This window comes from Microbacterium sp. NPDC089698 (assembly GCF_044749045.1).
Taxonomy (GTDB): domain Bacteria; phylum Actinomycetota; class Actinomycetes; order Actinomycetales; family Microbacteriaceae; genus Microbacterium.
This window is the reverse complement of the sequence record NZ_JBIVHE010000001.1, coordinates 1409049-1425923: the sequence shown is the minus strand read 5'-3', so window position 1 is coordinate 1425923 and position 16875 is coordinate 1409049. Positions and strand designations below refer to the sequence as shown.

General features: G+C 71.0%; 15 protein-coding genes. 11 read left to right on the top strand and 4 right to left on the bottom strand.

The features are described 5' to 3' along the window. Positions 1 to 31 precede the first annotated feature (31 nt). Positions 32 to 1717: a malate synthase A gene (gene aceB, locus ACIPY5_RS06615; RefSeq protein ID WP_400968168.1), complete on the bottom strand. Its 1686-nt coding sequence runs from the start codon at positions 1715 to 1717 to the stop codon at positions 32 to 34. 158 nt (positions 1718 to 1875) lie between these two features. On the opposite strand from aceB, the gene ACIPY5_RS06610 reads away from it, so the two are divergent. After that, complete coding sequence (locus ACIPY5_RS06610; RefSeq protein WP_400968165.1) at positions 1876 to 3327, top strand: helix-turn-helix domain-containing protein; 1452 nt, start codon at positions 1876 to 1878, stop codon at positions 3325 to 3327. A 179-nt stretch (positions 3328 to 3506) separates the two neighbouring features. Here the strand turns inward: ACIPY5_RS06610 and ACIPY5_RS06605 are convergent, their stop codons facing one another. Together ACIPY5_RS06605 and ACIPY5_RS06600 are read right to left on the bottom strand one after the other, a co-directional pair. Then, positions 3507 to 4160, bottom strand: a complete 654-nt coding sequence (locus ACIPY5_RS06605) for an amino acid deaminase (protein WP_400968162.1) — start codon at positions 4158 to 4160, stop codon at positions 3507 to 3509. A 112-nt stretch (positions 4161 to 4272) separates the two neighbouring features. Further along, entirely contained in the window at positions 4273 to 4845 is a 573-nt protein-coding gene (locus ACIPY5_RS06600) for a TetR-like C-terminal domain-containing protein (RefSeq protein ID WP_400968159.1), read from the bottom strand. A 95-nt stretch (positions 4846 to 4940) separates the two neighbouring features. On the opposite strand from ACIPY5_RS06600, the gene ACIPY5_RS06595 reads away from it, so the two are divergent. The 4 genes from ACIPY5_RS06595 (at position 4941) to ACIPY5_RS06580 (ending at position 6823) form a co-directional block, all read left to right on the top strand. Further along, positions 4941 to 5639, top strand: coding sequence for an MBL fold metallo-hydrolase (locus tag ACIPY5_RS06595; protein WP_400968155.1), 699 nt, complete (start codon positions 4941 to 4943; stop codon positions 5637 to 5639). Positions 5640 to 5707: 68 nt separating this feature from the next. Continuing rightward, on the top strand, positions 5708 to 5950 hold the full coding sequence (locus ACIPY5_RS06590; protein WP_400968152.1) for a hypothetical protein: 243 nt from the start codon (positions 5708 to 5710) through the stop codon (positions 5948 to 5950). A gap of 16 nt (positions 5951 to 5966) precedes the next feature. Beyond that, on the top strand, positions 5967 to 6512 hold the full coding sequence (locus ACIPY5_RS06585) for a hypothetical protein (protein WP_400968149.1): 546 nt from the start codon (positions 5967 to 5969) through the stop codon (positions 6510 to 6512). A gap of 83 nt (positions 6513 to 6595) precedes the next feature. Then, positions 6596 to 6823, top strand: a complete 228-nt coding sequence (locus ACIPY5_RS06580; RefSeq protein WP_400968146.1) for a hypothetical protein — start codon at positions 6596 to 6598, stop codon at positions 6821 to 6823. A 58-nt stretch (positions 6824 to 6881) separates the two neighbouring features. Here ACIPY5_RS06580 and ACIPY5_RS06575 read toward each other — a convergent pair whose 3' ends face one another. Next, a complete protein-coding gene (locus ACIPY5_RS06575; RefSeq protein WP_400968143.1) occupies positions 6882 to 8375 on the bottom strand; it encodes a PucR family transcriptional regulator in 1494 nt (497 codons plus the stop codon). A 111-nt stretch (positions 8376 to 8486) separates the two neighbouring features. Between ACIPY5_RS06575 and gabT the strand changes: the two genes are divergently transcribed. From gabT to ACIPY5_RS06545, 6 genes are all read left to right on the top strand, one after another. Further along, on the top strand, positions 8487 to 9848 hold the full coding sequence (gene gabT / locus ACIPY5_RS06570) for a 4-aminobutyrate--2-oxoglutarate transaminase (RefSeq protein WP_309342850.1): 1362 nt from the start codon (positions 8487 to 8489) through the stop codon (positions 9846 to 9848). A 135-nt stretch (positions 9849 to 9983) separates the two neighbouring features. Continuing rightward, positions 9984 to 11384, top strand: coding sequence for an NAD(P)/FAD-dependent oxidoreductase (locus ACIPY5_RS06565; protein WP_309342852.1), 1401 nt, complete (start codon positions 9984 to 9986; stop codon positions 11382 to 11384). Next, complete coding sequence (locus ACIPY5_RS06560; protein WP_400968138.1) at positions 11381 to 12337, top strand: universal stress protein; 957 nt, start codon at positions 11381 to 11383, stop codon at positions 12335 to 12337. Before ACIPY5_RS06565 ends, ACIPY5_RS06560 begins: the two co-directional genes overlap by 4 nt. Further along, a complete protein-coding gene (locus ACIPY5_RS06555; RefSeq protein ID WP_400968135.1) occupies positions 12334 to 13896 on the top strand; it encodes an APC family permease in 1563 nt (520 codons plus the stop codon). The genes ACIPY5_RS06560 and ACIPY5_RS06555 overlap by 4 nt, the downstream gene beginning before the upstream one ends. A gap of 46 nt (positions 13897 to 13942) precedes the next feature. Continuing rightward, positions 13943 to 15406 (top strand): NAD-dependent succinate-semialdehyde dehydrogenase, encoded by a 1464-nt coding sequence (locus ACIPY5_RS06550; protein WP_400968132.1) that lies wholly within the window; start codon positions 13943 to 13945, stop codon positions 15404 to 15406. An 87-nt stretch (positions 15407 to 15493) separates the two neighbouring features. Continuing rightward, complete coding sequence (locus ACIPY5_RS06545) at positions 15494 to 16855, top strand: NAD-dependent succinate-semialdehyde dehydrogenase (protein WP_400968129.1); 1362 nt, start codon at positions 15494 to 15496, stop codon at positions 16853 to 16855. Positions 16856 to 16875: the final 20 nt, after the last annotated feature.

Genomic DNA, 16875 nt, shown 5'->3' with positions numbered 1-16875 from the left:
TTCGTGGGCGAATGGTCGGGTGCCGAGCCGGTCAGGCGGTCTCGACGAGGAAGCGGGAGTAGGCGGGCAGAGTGAGGAACGCGGGGAACTCGGGCTGCAGCGCCACCTCGCGGAACACGGCGGCGGCGTCTTCGAAGCGGTCCTCGGTCCCGGAGCCTGCGGAAGGGCGCGGCGTCGCGGCGAGCACCTCCGCGATCAGGCCCTCGACGTACTCGGCCGTGATGAGGGTGCCGTCCTGCGTGGACTGCCCCTGGTGGATCCACTGCCACACCTGCGAGCGGCTGATCTCGGCGGTCGCCGCGTCCTCCATGAGGTTGTCGATGGCCACGGCGCCGATCCCGCGCAGCCAGGCCTCGAGGTAGCGGATCGCCACTGAGACGTTGTCGCGCACGCCCTCGGCGGTGATCGGACGGCCGATGTGCACGTCCAGCAGATCCTCCGCGCGGACCTCGACGTCGGGGCGCTGACGGTCGAGCTGGTTGGGGCGCTCGCCGAGCACGGCGTCGAACTCGGCCTGCGCCGTGGGGATCAGGTCGGGGTGCGCGACCCAGGTGCCGTCGAATCCGTCACCGGCCTCGCGCTTCTTGTCCGCGGCGACCTTCTCGATCGCCCGGGCGGTCACCTCGGGGTCACGACGGTTGGGGATGAAGGCGCTCATGCCGCCGATCGCGAAGGCGCCGCGCTTGTGGCAGGTCTTCACGAGCAGCTCGGTGTAGGCGCGCATGAACGGCACCGTCATCGTGACCTCGCTGCGGTCGGGCAGCACGAAGCGGGCGCCGCGGCCGCGGTAGTTCTTGATGATCGAGAAGATGTAGTCCCAGCGTCCGGCGTTGAGACCCGCGCAGTGCTCGCGCAGCTCGAACAGGATCTCCTCCATCTCGAACGCGGCGGGCAGCGTCTCGATCAGGACGGTCGCGCGGATCGTGCCGCGGGGGATCCCGAAGTACTCCTCGCTGAACGTGAACACGTCGTTCCAGAGCTTCGCCTCCTCGCTCGACTCGAGCTTGGCGATGTAGAAGTACGGGCCGCGGCCGGCCTCGATGAGCGCCTGCGCGTTGTGGAAGAAGTAGAGGCCGAAGTCGACCAGCGAGCCCGAGGCGTCCATGCGGCGGCCGGTGCGGTCGGTGAACTCGAGGTGCTTCTCCACGAGGTGCCAGCCGCGCGGGCGCATCACGATCGTGGGGGTCTGCTCGGCGGTGACGCGGTACTCCTTGCCGTCCTCGCTCGTGTGGGTCAGACGGCCGCGGATCGCGTCGCGCAGCGACAGCTGCCCGCCGATCACGTTGCTCCAGGTCGGGCTCGTCGCGTCCTCCTGGTCGGCCAGCCAGACCTTGGCGCCGGAGTTCAGCGCGTTGATGGTCATCTTCGGGTCCGTCGGGCCGGTGATCTCCACGCGGCGATCCTCGAGGCCCGGGCCCGCGCCGGCGACGCGCCAGTCGGCGTCCTCGCGGATGTGCGAGGTGTCGTCGCGGAAGCGCGGGTCGTGGCCGTTGCCGATCTCGAAGCGGCGGCGCATGCGGTCGGCGAGGCGGTCGTGCCGGCGTCCGCCGAAGCGGTGGTGCAGTTCCGTGAGGAAGGCCACGGCCGCGGGCGTGAGGATCTCGCCGAAGCGGTCGTGCAGGGGGCCGGTGATGCGGATCGCGGGACCCTCGGTGCCGGAGACGGCGGTGCCGACGGTCCGGATCGGGGCGGTCGGCGACGCGGTGGGAATGGTCATGATCTGTCTCCTCCGTGAGTGGATCCGGTCCGGCATCGGGAGTCTGCCGAAGCAGCCGGGGTGGCTTGAGACCACTCTGAGTGAAGATCCGGAGTCGACCAGACAAAACCTGGGGAGAAGTTTGGTCGGATTTCTGTTTTCGTGACAGAATCAGCGCCATGGTCACCGCAGACACGGCAGAAGAGGTCGACGCTCTCACGATCGGGCGCCGCATCCGGCAGCTCCGCACGGCGGCGGGGCTCACGCTCGAGCAGCTCGCGACGGCGATCGACCGGGCGCCGAGTCAGGTGTCCATGATCGAGACCGGCAAGCGCGAGCCGAAGCTCACCCAGCTGCAGCTGATCGCCCGCGCGCTCGATACGACGATCGATCAGATCCTCGCCGAGCAGCCCCTCGACGAGCGCGCCGCGATGGAGATCGCGGTCGAGCGCGCGATGAAGGGGCAGACGTTCCAGGCGCTCGGCATCGCGCCGTTCCGGATCTCGAAGACCGTTCCCGACGAGGCGCTGCGGGCGCTGCTCGCCCTGCACGGCGAGATCGACAAGCTCCGCGACGAGCGCGCGGCGACGCCGGAGGAGGCGCGCCGCGCGAACGTCGAGCTGCGCGACCTCATGCGCCGTCAGGACAACCACTTCGCGGATCTGGAGAGGAAGGCCGCGGAGATCCTCGCGGCGGTGCGCCATCCCGGCGGCCCGCTCACGCAGCGCAGCGCGAGCGACATCGCCGCTCACCTCGGCTTCACGTTGCACTACGCGCCCGATCTGCCGCAGTCCACGCGCAGCGTCGCCGATCTCGCGCACGGGCGGCTCTACCTCTCCAGTCGCGTGCCGGGCAAGGGTGATGCCCGCACGGCCGTGCTGCAGGCGCTGTCCAGCCGGATCCTCGGCCATTCCGAACCGCGCAGCTACGCCGAGTTCCTGCGGCAGCGCGTGGAGACCAACTACCTCACGGGTGCGCTGCTGATGCCGGAGGAGCACCTCGTCCCCGTGCTGAAGGATGCGAAGGAGCGTCGCGCGATCTCGATCGAGGACCTCCGCGACGCGTACTCGGTGTCGTACGAGACCGCGGCGCACCGGTTCACGAACCTCGCCACCCGGCACCTGGACATCCCGGTGCACTTCCTCAAGGTGCACGAGTCCGGCACGATCACGAAGGCGTACGAGAACGACGACGTGAACTTCCCGACCGACCGGCTCGGATCCATCGAGGGACAGATGTGCTGCCGCCGGTGGACCAGCCGGGTCGTGTTCGAGGAGGAGGACCGGTTCAACCCGTACTACCAGTACACCGACACGGGCAACGGGACGTACTGGTGCACCGCCCGCGTGGAGCCGTCGAGCGAGGGCCTGCACTCGGTGAGCGTGGGGGTGCGCTTCGACGACACGAAGTGGTTCATCGGGCGGGACACCCCCAACCGCGGCGTCTCGAAGCACTCGGTCGAGGTGTGCTGCCGGCGCGCTCCGGCCGATCTGGAGAAGCGCTGGCGCGAGCAGTCCTGGCCGAACGTGCGCACCCCGCGCACCCTCCTGGCGACGCTGCCGACCGGAGCCTTCCCCGGCGTCGACACGACGGACGTGTACGAGTTCCTCGAGGCCCACGCCCCCGCCTAGCCCCGCCCCACTTCCGAGTCGTCCCCGCCAGGGGATGCCCTGGCGTGCGCTCATGGGGACGACCCGGAATGTGCGGTGCACCACGCTGGCGTCGTCCCTGCCAGGGGATGCCCTGGCGTGCGCTCATGGGGACGACTCGGAGATGGGGAGGGGGAGCGGGCGAAGGAGGCCGGGTGGGGTCAGGCGGCGTGCCAGCGCAGGCGGGACGCGGCCTCGTCGAGGTCACGGCGGACGGTCTCGGCCTGCGCCACCGGGAGCAGTGCGACCAGGAGCGGCGACGTGCCGGGCCCCGGCGCCACCGCGTAGGCGAGGGCGCGGGATCCGCCGTGCTCGTGGCCCAGCACGGCCCTTGTGGCCCTGCCCTCCACGAGCGAGTACCAGGAGAACTCCCCGCCCGAGGCGAGCAGCACGGCGGCGGCCTCCGTGGCGCGGTCGAGGAGCGTGCGGGATCCCTCCCAGGGCACGAAATGGGCGCCGTCGAGGCCCAGCCCCGTGGCGAGGTCCGCGCCGAGCCAGCGCTCACGGCTCCGGTCGGCGGTGTCGTGCGCGAGCAGGGAACCGTAGGTCTGCAGCAGTCCGGCGTTGCCGATCGGCCAGGACGCCTCGAGTCCCGCCCGCTCGTGCAGCGCCTCGAACAGCGGCCGGGGGAGGAAGGGGTCCCCGGTGCGCGCGTCGATCGCGGAGGCGAGGCCCCAGCGATCGAAGTGGCCGGCGGTGCGATCCGCGTCGATCGCCGCGGAGAGCCAGCCGACCGCGGCGAGCGTCTCGGAGGCCGCGCCGGGAACGGATGCCGCGGCGGTGGCCGCACGGTCCAGATCCTCGATGCCTCCCATGCGCCCACCCTACGCCGGTGCGCCGGCCGCGGGCAGGCGGCCGCGAGCAGGCGCCTGGCGCGGTAGGCGGCCGGTGCCACAGGGGCGGCGCCCCCGGCGCGAGCGAGGTCGCTCAGCGGTGCGCGGTCAGCGCGCCCACGAGCGTCGCCAGGCCGAACTCGAACGCTTCGTCCACGTCGCCGCCGAGCCGGAACGCACCCGCCTGCTCCATGGTGCAGAAGCCGTGCGCCCATGCGGTCAGTGTGCGGGCGGCGGGGAGCGGATCCGACGGCGTCGTCGCCTGCACGGCGCTCAGCAGGGTGCGCGTGAGCGCGACCATGCCCTCGGACTGCGGCTCCGCACCCTCCGTACCCAGCGCGGCGCCCGCGAACAGCAGCGAGGACGCTCGCGGGGAGCGGGCGCTGAACGCCCGGAACGCCCGCGCGATCGCCGTGAGCATGGCGGCGGGATCGGTCGTGGATCCGGCCAGGGCCGCCACGTCCTCGTCGAGCTCCCGGGCGGCGTCGTCGGCGATGAGCCGCAGCAGGTCGTGCCGGTGGCCGACGTGCTTGTACAGGCTGGGCGGGCGCACCCCGACCGTGGCGGCGACCGCGCTGATCGTGACGGCGTCGATGCCCTCGTCCTCGGCGATGGCGCGCGCGGCGGTGGTGAGCGCGGCGCGGGTGACGCGTTGCGGTGCGGGCATCGGGACCTCCTCCGCGGCGGCAGTTCGGGACGGCTGCCGCTCTTCGATCATATGGCTATTGACAGTAGCCATCATAGCTATATAACGTAGCCATCATGAACGCAGAACTCATCCGGATCGGCGACGACATCGTCGCCATGCATGCCGTCGTCACCGACGAGGGCATCACTCTCATCGACGCGGGCCTGCCGGGCGACCGGCGGATCCTGCAGCAGGCGCTCGCCGCCGCGGGCCGGCGCCCCGAGGACATCCGCGGCGTCGTCCTCACCCACGGCGACAGCGATCACATCGGCATCGCCGAGTGGCTGCGCACCGAGTACGACGTGCCGACGTTCGTGCACGAGGCCGACGCGGGGCGCGCGAAGGGGGAGAAGACGCCGGGGGCCTCGGGCGGCGCCATGCGGCTCGGTCCGACGCTGCAGTTCTTCGCCGCGGCGCTGCGTCGCGGCGGGATGCGCACGAAGCACCTCGGCGCGGTGCGCACGATGCGGGACGGGGATGTGCTGGATCTGCCCGGAGCGCCGGAGATCATCGGCCTGCCCGGTCATTCGCCCGGATCCGTCGCCATCCGCGTCCCCGCGGTCGACGCGATCTTCGTCGGCGACGCGCTCACCACCCGTCACGTGCTGAACGGATCCACCGACGTGCAGCTCGGTCCGTTCAGTGACGCCCCGGAGCAGACGCCGGAGAGTCTCGAGCGTCTGCGCGACCTGCCCGAGCGCTCGATCGTCGTCGGGCACGGCCCGATCTTCCGCGGCACCGCGGCGGAGATGATCGCGGCGCGCAAGCCCTGACGCATGACGCCGGACGGGCGAAAACGCGATCCCCCGCGCCCCTAGACTGGCCGCACCGGGGGGTATGCATGGAAGTCGTTTCTCAAGATCCGTTGCCGCCGTTCGTCTCCGTGCCCGCCGAGCCGAGCGATGACGATCGGATGCGCATCGATATCCGGCGCCTTGCGAACGGGCAGAAGGCCATCGTCGTCTGCTCGGCGCTCGATCGCCTGCTCCGCGGAGCGGGTGCGGACGCCCCGATGGGTTCATCGTCGTCGGCGATTTCGGCGAAGCGGTCGGCGATTGGTGGGTTGATCGGTGGATGGATATGACGGGAGAGGTCGCGAGATGAAGCGTGCTTCGGCGACCGATACCGGCGCGGAACACGCACGCTCTGTGCGGCGCCATGAGTACATCGGCGTGGCGGTGCTCAACGACGTGCTCCCGGAGAAGCCGACAGGGCCGTCGAGTCGGGCGGCGCTGCTGGGTGTGCTGTTCTTCGTTTTCTGCGGCATCTACTTCCTCGTACAGGGGAACGCACACGTGGCGGTAGTCGGCGTGGCCAGCTTCGTGGCAGCGGCGCTGGACGAAGCGGTGCGCCGGGCGGACGGCGCGATGAACAGCGGCAAGATCGACGCGCTGACCCGTCAGGGCGGGATCTGGAGCCGGTCGACGCTGCGGTCCTCCTGGGTCGGTATCTCACTTCTCGTCGTCGGGCTGGCGGGTGGCATCGCGTTCGTTTCGGCTTTGGGCACCATCGACTATTCCGGCTTCCACCGTCGCAACTTCATGTTCTTCGGCGCTGTATTCGTCTACATGATCGCCCGGGGGGGGCTTGGGCAACTGTCCGCCCCTTCTTCTCAATCGGTGTCATCGTGTCGCGGACCGGCGTGACGATCACGAAACGGGTCGGACGTCGGCGTGAATTCGCGTGGTCGGAGTTGGCGTACGCGTCGGCGTCGTCGAAGCGGTTCGGGGTGGCGACGAAGGCGGGTGAGGTGCTCGCGTGGAATGCGCGGTGGTTGCGGAGCGATCCGACGCTGGTGGCGGAGATCGTCGCGCAGTGCATCGAGGATCCGGCCGCGCGTGCGCGGTTGGGCGACGAGACGGTCGATGTCATGCTCGCGCAGGAGCGGTGGAACCATCGCTACGACCCGGCGTCGCGATTCTCGGCTCGAGGCGCAGAGGACGGCGTCGCGCGCTGAGCCGTTCCCGCCGGGGCGGCGCGCCCTCAGCGAAGCGCACAGTCGGCGCGCAGCCGACTCAGTCGCCGGCCGTCCGCAGTGCCGCCCAGAGCTCGGCGCGGGCCGGGAAGGATCCGAGATCCGCGCCGAGGATCGACGCCGCCTGGGCGATCCGGGTGCGCAGCGTGTGCCGGTGCACGCCGAGCGCGGCCGCCGCGGGCTCCAGGCGGGTGTCGTGCTCGAGCCAGACCCGCAGCGACCGCTCCAGCTCGGCGCCCTCCTGCGCGTCGTGCTGGCGGAGGGGTGCCAGCAGGGACTCGGCGATCAGGCGCGCCTCGTCCGTCGCGAAGGCGGCGAGCACGCTCGACTCCGCGCTGTCGGCGTAGCGGGTGACCGCATCGCCGGCTCGGCGCAGCGCGGTGAGCGCCTGCGCGTGGGCGCGGGAGAAGCCGCTGTACTCCTCGGGCGCCGACACTCCGATGCGCACCTCGGCGCGCGCGGCGATCTCGTCCAGCACTCCGGCGTCCGCGACGCTCAGGCACATCACGAGCCCGTCCTCCGACTCGGCGAGGAACGCGGCCGGTGCCGCGTCGCCCTGCTGCCTCTCCCACCATTCGACGACGGCGCCCTGACGCGGTCCTGCGGCGACGGCGACCACCACCGGCGCCGGCGGCAGCGCGCCCAGCACCCGACGAGCCAGGGCCGGATCGTCGGTGAGCAGCGAGGCGAGCAGCTGGCTGTGCAGTCGTCGCCTGCTCCGGGCGAGCTGCTCGCTCTGCTCGAGGGAGAGCCCCGCCATCGCGATGACGGAGGTCACCACGGCGCGGGTCTCCGGATCCAGGGTTCCGCTCGCGATCGCGACGACCCCGCGCAGGTGCCCCGCGCGCCCCACGGTGAGCAGCGTGTGCGCCGCCTCCCCGTCCTGCACCACCCTGTTCGCCGAGCCGCCGCGGGCGAGGAGATCCGCCGCTGCGGCGGCGACGACGGGCGAGGCGCCGCCCGAGGGGTGCTCGTGCACGAGCTGCCCCGAGGCGTCGTACATGCCGACGCGGCAGCCGAGCCGGCGGGACAGCTCGGTGAGCGTGGACTCCAGCCCGTGCGGGCGGAGCGCCGCGACAGACAGGGCGCGCTGGGTCTCCAGTGCCCACGTGCGCCGGGCGTAGGCCTGGGCGGCGATGGCCTCGGAGTGCGCCCGCGCGACCGCGATGAACGGCGTGCCGTAGGGAACCTCGAACAGCGGCAGGCCGGTCTGCGCGCAGGCGGTGGAGAGGTCCGCCGGGATCCCGCTGCGGTGCACCTCGGTCCCGAAGCCCAGCGCCACGACGCCGCGGTCGACGAGCCGCTGCACGTAGGCGCGGGTGCCTGCGGGGTCGTCATCGGCGAACTGCGTTCCGGTCGTCAGCAGGGCGAGGTCCTCGGCAAGGAAGGGGGTGGGATCCGTGAGGTCGGAGTTGTGCACCCAGCGCAGCGGGAGGTCCAGGGATCCGGCAGGCAGCGCCGCCTCGGATCCGACCAGCCGCAGATGCAGATCGCGGCGGCCGAGCAGGGTGCGCAGCGTGGGCTGCTGGTCCATGGCGGGGCTCCTTCGCAGCCGATCGCAGCGTGGCCGCATCGGCGAAATCGTGATCCAGATTGTACGCCACGGCGAATGCTGCCGGGCGGCGACCTCCGTAGTCTCGACGCCATGAGCACCATCGACGCGCAGGCAGACACGCTTCCCCTCGGCGGCCCCTCCCTTCCCCAGGAGCGCCGCCTCGTCACCGAGCTCCCCGGCCCGCGCTCGGCCGAGATCCTCGCCCGCAAGGCTTCGGCCGTTCCCGCCGGAGTGGGGCACACCGTGCCCGTCGCGGCGGTCGCCGCGGGCGGTGGCGTCGTCGTCGACGCCGACGGCAACTCGCTCATCGACCTGGGATCCGGCATCGCCGTGACCACGGTCGGCAGCGCGCACCCCAAGGTCGCCGCGGCCATCGCCGCGCAGGCCGCGCAGTTCACCCACACCTGCTTCATGATCTCCCCGTACGAGTCCTACGTGGAGGTGGCCGAGGCCCTCAACCGGCTCACCCCCGGCGACTTCGCCAAGAAGAGCGCCCTGTTCAACTCGGGCGCCGAGGCGGTCGAGAACGCGATCAAGATCGCCCGCAAGCACACCGGCCGCCAGGCCGTCGTCGCCTTCGACCACGGCTACCACGGCCGCACCAACCTGACCATGGCGCTCACCGCCAAGGCCATGCCCTATAAGAGCGGCTTCGGTCCGTTCGCCCCCGAGGTGTACCGCGCGCAGGCCTCCTACCCGTTCCGCGACGGCCTGTCCGGCGCCGAGGCGGCGGCCCGCACGATCCTCCAGCTCGAGAAGCAGATCGGCGCCGACAACCTGGCCGCCGTCATCATCGAGCCCATCCAGGGCGAGGGCGGCTTCATCGTCCCGGCCGACGGCTACCTGCCCGCGATCGTGGAGTGGTGCCGTGCGAACGGCGTCGTCTTCATCGCCGACGAGGTGCAGACCGGCTTCGGCCGCACCGGCGCGATGTTCGCGAGCGAGATCTTCGGCATCGAGCCCGATCTCATCACCACGGCCAAGGGCATCGCCGGCGGCATGCCGCTGGCCGCCGTCACCGGCCGCGCCGAGATCATGGACGCCTCGCACTCGGGCGGCCTCGGCGGCACCTACGGCGGCAACCCGGTGGCCTGCGCCGCCGCGCTCGCCGCGATCGACGCCTACGAGACCGAGGGCCTGCTGGAGCGCGCCACCGAGATCGGCGCGCTGCTCAAGGACCGCCTCGCCGCGATCCAGGCCGCCGACCCGCGCGTGGGCGACATCCGCGGCCACGGCGCCATGATCGCCGCCGAGTTCGTGGACCCCGCCACCGGAGCCCCGGACGCCGCGCTCACCGGTGCCGTCGCGAAGGCCGCGATCGCCCAGGGCGTCATCGTCCTCACCTGCGGCACGTTCGGCAACGTGATCCGCTTCCTCCCGCCGCTGACGATCGGCGACGATCTCCTCAACGAGGGTCTCGACGTCATCGCCGAAGCCCTCGCGGCCCACTGAGACGTCCGGGCGCGATCGGGATCGGGGGATGCTGGATCGCGCCCGGCAACTTTTCTGAACACGCAAGACAGAGCAAGACAAGACGCAGCACCGCCTGCACCGCGCACCACCGCGCAACCGATGAAGGAGTCGAAATTGGCCGATATCACCCGTGACGTGCTCATCGTGGGAGCGGGCGCCGCAGGCACCACCGCCGCGAACGAACTGCGCAAGGCGGGTTTGTCGGTCGTGGTCCTGGAGGCCCGCGACCGTGTCGGCGGGCGGCTGTGGACCGACGTCATCGACGGCGCCATGCTCGAGATCGGCGGCCAGTGGGTCTCGCCCGACCAGGACGCGCTGATCGAGACGATCGACGAGCTGGGGCTCGAGACCTTCAGCCGCTACCGCGAGGGCGACAGCGTCTACGTCGGCCCCGACGGCGCGCTGCACCGCTTCACGGGTGAGATGTTCCCGGTCTCCCCGGAGACCGAGAAAGTCATCGCCGAGATCACCGAGCGCCTCGACGCCATGGTCGCCGAGATCGACCCTGACCGCCCCTACGCGCACCCGAAGGCCGCCGAGTGGGACTCGATCACCTGGGACGCCTGGCTGCGCGAGCAGAGCGATGACGACGAGGCCGTGCGCAACCTCGCGTTCGCGACCGGATCCGCGATGCTCACCAAGCCGACGCACGCGTTCTCGCTGCTCCAGTCGCTGCTGATGGCCGCGTCCGCCGGCTCGTACTCGAACCTCGTCGACGCCGACTTCATCCTCGACAAGCGCGTCGTGGGCGGACTGCAGCAGGTTCCGCTGCTGCTCGCCGAGCGCCTCGGCGACGACGTGCTGCTGAACCAGCCGGTGCGCAGCCTCGAATGGGGCGAGAACGGCGTCACCGCGACCACCGACTCCCTCACGGTCCGCGCCCGCTACGCGATCCTCGCGCACGCGCCGGTGCTCTACGACCGGATCTCCTTCGTGCCGTCGCTGCCGCGTCGCCAGCACCAGATGCACCAGCACCTGTCGATGGGCTTCGTGATCAAGGTGCACGCCGTCTACGACCGTCCGTTCTGGCGTGAGCAGGGCCTGTCCGGCACCGCGTTCAGCCCCTACGAGCTCTCGCACGAGGCGTACGACAACACCAACCACGGCGACGAGCGCGGCACCCTGGTGGGCTTCGTGAGCGACCAGAACGCCGATGACGTGTTCGAGCTGAGCGCCGAGGAGCGCAAGGAGCGCATCCTCGAGTCCCTCTCGCACTACTACGGTCCCGAGGCGAAGAACCCGGTCGTGTACTACGAGAGCGACTGGGGCACCGAGGAGTGGACCCGTGGCGCGTATGCCGCGAGCTTCGACATGGGCGGCCTGCACCGCTACGGCAAGGACCTCCGCGCCTCCGTGGGCCCGATCCACTTCGCATGCTCCGACCTGGCCGGCGCGGGCTACCAGCACGTCGACGGCGCGATCCGCATGGGGCGCCTCGCCGCCGCGCAGATCCTCGAAGCGGACCGCTCCGCCGTCTCCGACGAGCTGCGCGAGCCCGCCCTGGATGGCGCATGACCCGAGCCATCGTCGTCGGCTTCCGCCCGACGAACTCCGGATCCGACGCCCTCGCGCTGGGCGTGCGGCTCGCGCGCAGCGCCGGAGCGCACCTGCACGTCGTGACGGTGCTGCCCCGTGAGGGCGCGCTGTCCGCCGCAGTGCCGCCGGAGCGCTCCTACGAGACGCACATCCAGAAGCAGGCGCGCGCATGGCTGCGCGAGGCGGCGGGACGCATTCCCGCCGGCCTCTCGCACTCCGGCCATGTGCGCCCGGGGGAGTCGTTCGCCGAGGGCCTCATCGAGGCCGCGGAGGAGTTCGGGGCGGGGCTGATCGTGGTCGGCGCCGCCAACGGCGGGCTGTTCGGCTACCACCGGATCGGGAGCGTGGCCAGCGAGCTGCTGCACTCCTCGCCGGTGCCCGTGGCGCTGGCCCCCGCCGGTCTCGCCCGTGGCATCGACGCCGACACCGATGTTTCACGGGTGACGGCGGCGATCGGCACCCGGCCCGGCGCCGACGTGCTGCTGGACGCGGCCGTGCGACTGGCCGCCATGACGGACAGCGGACTGCGGCTCATCTCGCTCGTGCCGTTCGACGTGCCGGCGGGCCTCGGCACGGGCGCCATGCGCCTGGTCGACGACGCGCTCGGCGAGGACGTGCTCGCTCGCGCCTCCGATGCGCTGCCCGAGGGCGTCGACGCCGAGCTCGAGCACGCGCGCGGTGAGACGGTCGAGGAGGCCGTGGCGCGCCTGGCGTGGAAGCCCGGCGAGATGCTCATCGTGGGATCCAGCAGGCTCGCTCAGCCGCGCCGGCTGTTCCTCGGCTCGACCGCGGCGAAGATGCTGCACGTGCTGCCCGTGCCCATGATCGTGGTGCCGCGCACGAGCCACGACCCTCTCGCCGACACACCGGAGAAGCCCGCACCGGACACCACCACCACCGACACCGAGAGCCCGAAGGGAGCCGACGCATGACCGCCACCGATGAGCGCATCGCCGCGCCGGCCGACGCGCCCTCCGACTCGGTGACCGGCGGGATCTCCCGCAAGGGCCTGAGCGTCGGCACGGTCGGCCTCCTCGGCGCGATCGTGATGGGCATCTCCTGCATCGCCCCCGCCTACACCTTCACGGCCGGCGTGGGCCCGACCGCCTCCGCCGTGGGCACCCAGGTGCCCGCCGTGCTGCTGGTCGGCTTCATCCCGATGCTGCTCGTGGCCTTCGGCTACCGCGAGCTGAACCGCGAGATGCCGGACTCGGGCACCTCCTTCACCTGGGCGACCCGCGCCTTCGGGCCCTGGATCGGCTGGATGGCCGGCTGGGGTCTCATCGCGGCGACGATCCTGGTGCTCTCGAACCTCGCCGGCATCGCGGTCGACTTCCTGTTCCTGCTGATCTCGCAGATCGCGCAGAACCCCTCGATCGCGGATCTCGCCTCCAACCCGTTCATCAACGTGGGCGTGTGCCTGCTGTTCATGCTCGGTGCGACCTGGATCTCGTACCGCGACATGCAGACCTCGCAGAAGCTGCAGTACGTGCTGGTGGGCTTCCAGCTCGCCGTGCTGCTGGTGTTCGCGGTGGTCGCGATCGTGCGCGGCGCGACCGGCGACGCCTTCGACCCGACGCGCTTCGACATCCAGTGGTTCGACCCGTTCGCGGTCTCCTCGGTCGGCGCTCTCGTGACCGGCCTCTCGCTGTCGATCTTCATGTTCTGGGGCTGGGACGTCACCCTCACCATGAACGAGGAGACGAAGGATCCCGAGCGCACGCCGGGCCGTGCCGCGACCACGACGGTCATCACGATCATCTCCGTCTACCTGCTGCTGACGATCGGCATGATCATGTTCGCGGGCGTCGGCACCGGCGAGCTGGGCCTCGGCAACGAGGGCATCCAGGAGAACGTGTTCTTCGCGCTGTCCGGCCCGATCATGGGGCCGCTCGCGTTCCTCGTGTCCCTCGCCGTGCTGACCTCCTCCGCATCCTCGCTGCAGTCCACCTTCGTGAGCCCGGCCCGTACGCTGCTGGCCATGGGCCACTACGGAGCGCTGCCGCCGAAGTTCGCCACGGTGAGCCCGCGGTTCTTCACCCCGGGCTATGCGACCGTGGTCGCTGCGATCGTGGCGAGCGCGTTCTACGCGATCATGCGCCTGGTGAGCGACACCGTGCTCTGGGACACAATCGCCGCCCTCGGGATCATGATCTGCTTCTACTACGGGATCACGGCGTTCGCCTGCGTGTGGTACTTCCGCAAGCAGTGGTTCGACTCGGCGCGGAACGTGTTCTTCACGTTCCTGTTCCCCCTCATCGGGGGGATCATCCTCCTCGGCATCTTCGTGCTGTCCCTCGTGGAGAGCTGGACGCCGGGGGCGACCGGAAGCGGATCGCAGATCGGAGGCGTCGGGCTGGTGTTCATCCTGGGCGTCTCGGTGATCCTGCTGGGCGTCGTGGTGATGGTCGTCCAGTACTTCCGTTCCCCGGGCTTCTTCCGCGGGGAGACGCTCACCAAGGCCGCACCGGAGAGCCTGCGCCGCCGCTGAGGCGCTGCGTGGATCCGCAACAGATATCGAGAAAGAAGGAGCACTCATGACCGATCAGGAGAAGGCGCTGCTGGACAGCGTCCCCACCGGGCTCTACATCGCGGGCGAGTGGGTCGCCGCCGAGGGCGATAAGACCTTCGACGTGCACGACCCCGCCACCAACGACATCGTGCGCACGATCGCCGACGCCTCGCCGGCCGACGGCATGCGGGCGCTCGACGCGGCTGTCGCCGCGCAGGACTCCTGGGCCGCGACGCCGCCGCGCACCCGCAGCGACATCCTCCGCCGCGCGTTCGACCTCGTGCAGGCGCACAAGGAGGACCTCGCGCTGCTGATGACCATCGAGATGGGCAAGCCGCTCGCGGAGGCCCGGGGCGAGGTCGGCTACGGCGGCGAGTTCCTGCGCTGGTTCAGCGAGGAGGCGGTGCGCATCTCCGGCCGCTACGGCCTGAACCCCGAGGGCACCGGCCGCATGGTCGTCTCGCAGCGCCCCGTGGGCCCGTCGTTCTTCGTCACCCCGTGGAACTTCCCGTTCGCGATGGCGACCCGCAAGATCGCGCCCGCGCTCGCGGCCGGCTGCACCGTGGTCATCAAGCCCCCGGCACTCACCCCGCTCACCACGATGTACTTCGTGAAGCTGCTCGAGGAGGCAGGGCTCCCCGCCGGTGTCGTGAACGTCGTGCAGACCTCGCGCTCCTCCGCGCTGTCGGCCCCGATCATCGCCGACCCGCGCCTGCGCAAGCTGTCCTTCACCGGATCCACCGAGGTCGGCCGCAAGCTCATCGCCCAGGCGGCGGAGGGCGTGCTGCGCGTGTCGATGGAGCTGGGCGGCAACGCCCCGTTCGTGGTGTTCGAGGACGCGGATCTGGACAAGGCCGTGGAGGGCGCCCTCGCGGCGAAGTTCCGCAACATCGGCCAGGCGTGCACCGCGGCCAACCGGTTCATCGTGCACCAGGACATCGCGGACGAGTTCGCCCGGCGCATCACCGAGCGCGTGGACGCGATGAAGATCGGCCGCGGCACCGAGGACGGCGTCTCGATCGGACCCCTGATCGACCACGACGCGGTCGCCAAGGCGCAGGAGCTCGTCGGCGACGCCGTCGAGCGGGGCGCGACGCTGCTGTCCGGCGGCAAGGCGCTCGAGGGTGTCGGGTCCTTCTACGAGCCCACCGTGCTCGCGAACGTGCAGGCCGGCAGCGAGATCCTCCGCGAGGAGATCTTCGGCCCGGTCCTCGCGATCGCGACCTTCGCCGACGAGGCCGAGGCCGTCCGCCTCGCGAACGACACCGAGTACGGCCTGGTGTCCTACGTGTTCACGCAGGACCTCGCCCGCGGTCACCGGATGATCGACGCGCTCGAGACGGGCATGATGGGTCTGAACGTGGGCGTCGTCTCCAACGCGGCCGCCCCCTTCGGCGGCGTCAAGCAGTCCGGCGTCGGCCGCGAGGGCGGCTTCGAGGGCATCCACGAGTACCTGTCCACCAAGTACACGCTGATCCCGGTCGACTGAGAAGACCAGGACGGGGCGCGGCGATCCGAAGGATGCCGCGCTCCGTCCCCTCCTGCACCACGATCTGACCAACCGAAAGGAACCGGAATGACCGACTACGCCGTCGTCAACCCGGCCACGGGCGAGACCCTGGCCACCTACGAGACCTTCACCGACGCGCAGATCGAGGACGCGGTCTCGCGCGCCCACGCCGCGGCCGCGGTGTGGGCCGCCACGCCCGTCGCCGAGCGCGCCGCTGTCGTGCGGAAGATCGCCGAGGGCCACCGCGCCCGTCGCGACGAGTTCGCCGCGATCATCGTTCGCGAGATGGGCAAACCGCTCGCCGCCGCCGTCGGCGAGGTCGACTTCGCCGCCGACATCATCGAGTTCTACGCCGACAACGCGGAGAAGATCACCGCGGACCAGCCGCTGGACATCCTCGGCGAGGGCACCGCGGTCATCCGCAAGGCGCCCCTGGGCGTGCTCTTCGGCATCATGCCGTGGAACTTCCCGGCCTACCAGGTCGCCCGGTTCGCCGGCCCGAACCTGGCGATCGGCAACACGATCATCCTCAAGCACGCGCCGCAGTGCCCCGAGTCGGCGGCGCTCCTCGAGGAGATCTACCGCGATGCGGGCCTGCCCGACGGCGGGTACGTCAACGTCTACGCCACGAACGAGCAGTCCGCGACGATCGTCGCCGACCCGCGCGTGCAGGGCGTCTCGGTGACCGGATCCGAGCGCGCCGGCGCGGCCGTCGCCGAGGTGGCGGGACGCAACCTGAAGAAGGTCGCGCTCGAGCTCGGCGGATCCGACCCGTTCATCCTGCTGTCCACCGACGACCTGGACGCCACGGTGCAGGCCGCGGTCGACGCTCGCCTGGACAACAACGGCCAGGCCTGCAACGGCGCCAAGCGCTTCATCGTCGTCGACGGCCTCTACGACGCGTTCGTGGAGAAGGCCGTCGCGGCGCTGTCCGCGGTCACGCCGGCCGACCCGACGCAGGAGGACACGGTGCTCGGCCCGCTCGTCTCGGAAGCGGCTGCGATCAACCTGCAGAAGCAGGTCGACGACGCCGTCGCGCAGGGCGCGACCCTGCTCACGGGCGGCACCCGCAACGGCGCGTTCTACGCGCCGACCCTGCTCGCCGACGTCACGCCCGCGATGGACGTGTACCGCGAGGAGCTGTTCGGTCCGGCGGCCGTGGTGTACCGCGTCGCCGACGAGGACGCGGCGGTCGCGCTCGCGAACGACACCTCGTTCGGGCTCGGCTCCTACGTGTTCACCACGGACGAGGCGCAGGCCGAGCGCGTGGCGAACAGCATCGACGCGGGCATGGTCTACGTCAACGTCGTGCTCGCCGACAGCCCCGAGCTGCCCTTCGGCGGCGTGAAGCGCAGCGGCACCTCGCGTGAGCTGGGCCTGCTCGCGGCCGACGAGTTCGTGAACAAGAAGCTCATCCGCGTGGCCTGATCCCGGCTACGGGATCTCCT

What these genes read in the sequence shown, in the direction of transcription:
- ACIPY5_RS06555 (WP_400968135.1), top strand. Translation starts at nt 12,334, where the DNA reads ATGACCGCCACCGATGAGCGCATCGCCGCGCCGGCCGACGCGCCCTCC.
- ACIPY5_RS06560 (WP_400968138.1), top strand. Translation starts at nt 11,381, where the DNA reads ATGACCCGAGCCATCGTCGTCGGCTTCCGCCCGACGAACTCCGGATCC.
- ACIPY5_RS06545 (WP_400968129.1), top strand. Translation starts at nt 15,494, where the DNA reads ATGACCGACTACGCCGTCGTCAACCCGGCCACGGGCGAGACCCTGGCC.
- aceB (WP_400968168.1), bottom strand. Translation starts at nt 1,717, where the DNA reads ATGACCATTCCCACCGCGTCGCCGACCGCCCCGATCCGGACCGTCGGC.
- ACIPY5_RS06600 (WP_400968159.1), bottom strand. Translation starts at nt 4,845, where the DNA reads ATGCCCGCACCGCAACGCGTCACCCGCGCCGCGCTCACCACCGCCGCG.
- ACIPY5_RS06550 (WP_400968132.1), top strand. Translation starts at nt 13,943, where the DNA reads ATGACCGATCAGGAGAAGGCGCTGCTGGACAGCGTCCCCACCGGGCTC.
- ACIPY5_RS06575 (WP_400968143.1), bottom strand. Translation starts at nt 8,375, where the DNA reads ATGGACCAGCAGCCCACGCTGCGCACCCTGCTCGGCCGCCGCGATCTG.
- ACIPY5_RS06605 (WP_400968162.1), bottom strand. Translation starts at nt 4,160, where the DNA reads ATGGGAGGCATCGAGGATCTGGACCGTGCGGCCACCGCCGCGGCATCC.
- ACIPY5_RS06585 (WP_400968149.1), top strand. Translation starts at nt 5,967, where the DNA reads ATGAAGCGTGCTTCGGCGACCGATACCGGCGCGGAACACGCACGCTCT.
- ACIPY5_RS06595 (WP_400968155.1), top strand. Translation starts at nt 4,941, where the DNA reads ATGAACGCAGAACTCATCCGGATCGGCGACGACATCGTCGCCATGCAT.
- ACIPY5_RS06610 (WP_400968165.1), top strand. Translation starts at nt 1,876, where the DNA reads ATGGTCACCGCAGACACGGCAGAAGAGGTCGACGCTCTCACGATCGGG.
- gabT (WP_309342850.1), top strand. Translation starts at nt 8,487, where the DNA reads ATGAGCACCATCGACGCGCAGGCAGACACGCTTCCCCTCGGCGGCCCC.
- ACIPY5_RS06590 (WP_400968152.1), top strand. Translation starts at nt 5,708, where the DNA reads ATGGAAGTCGTTTCTCAAGATCCGTTGCCGCCGTTCGTCTCCGTGCCC.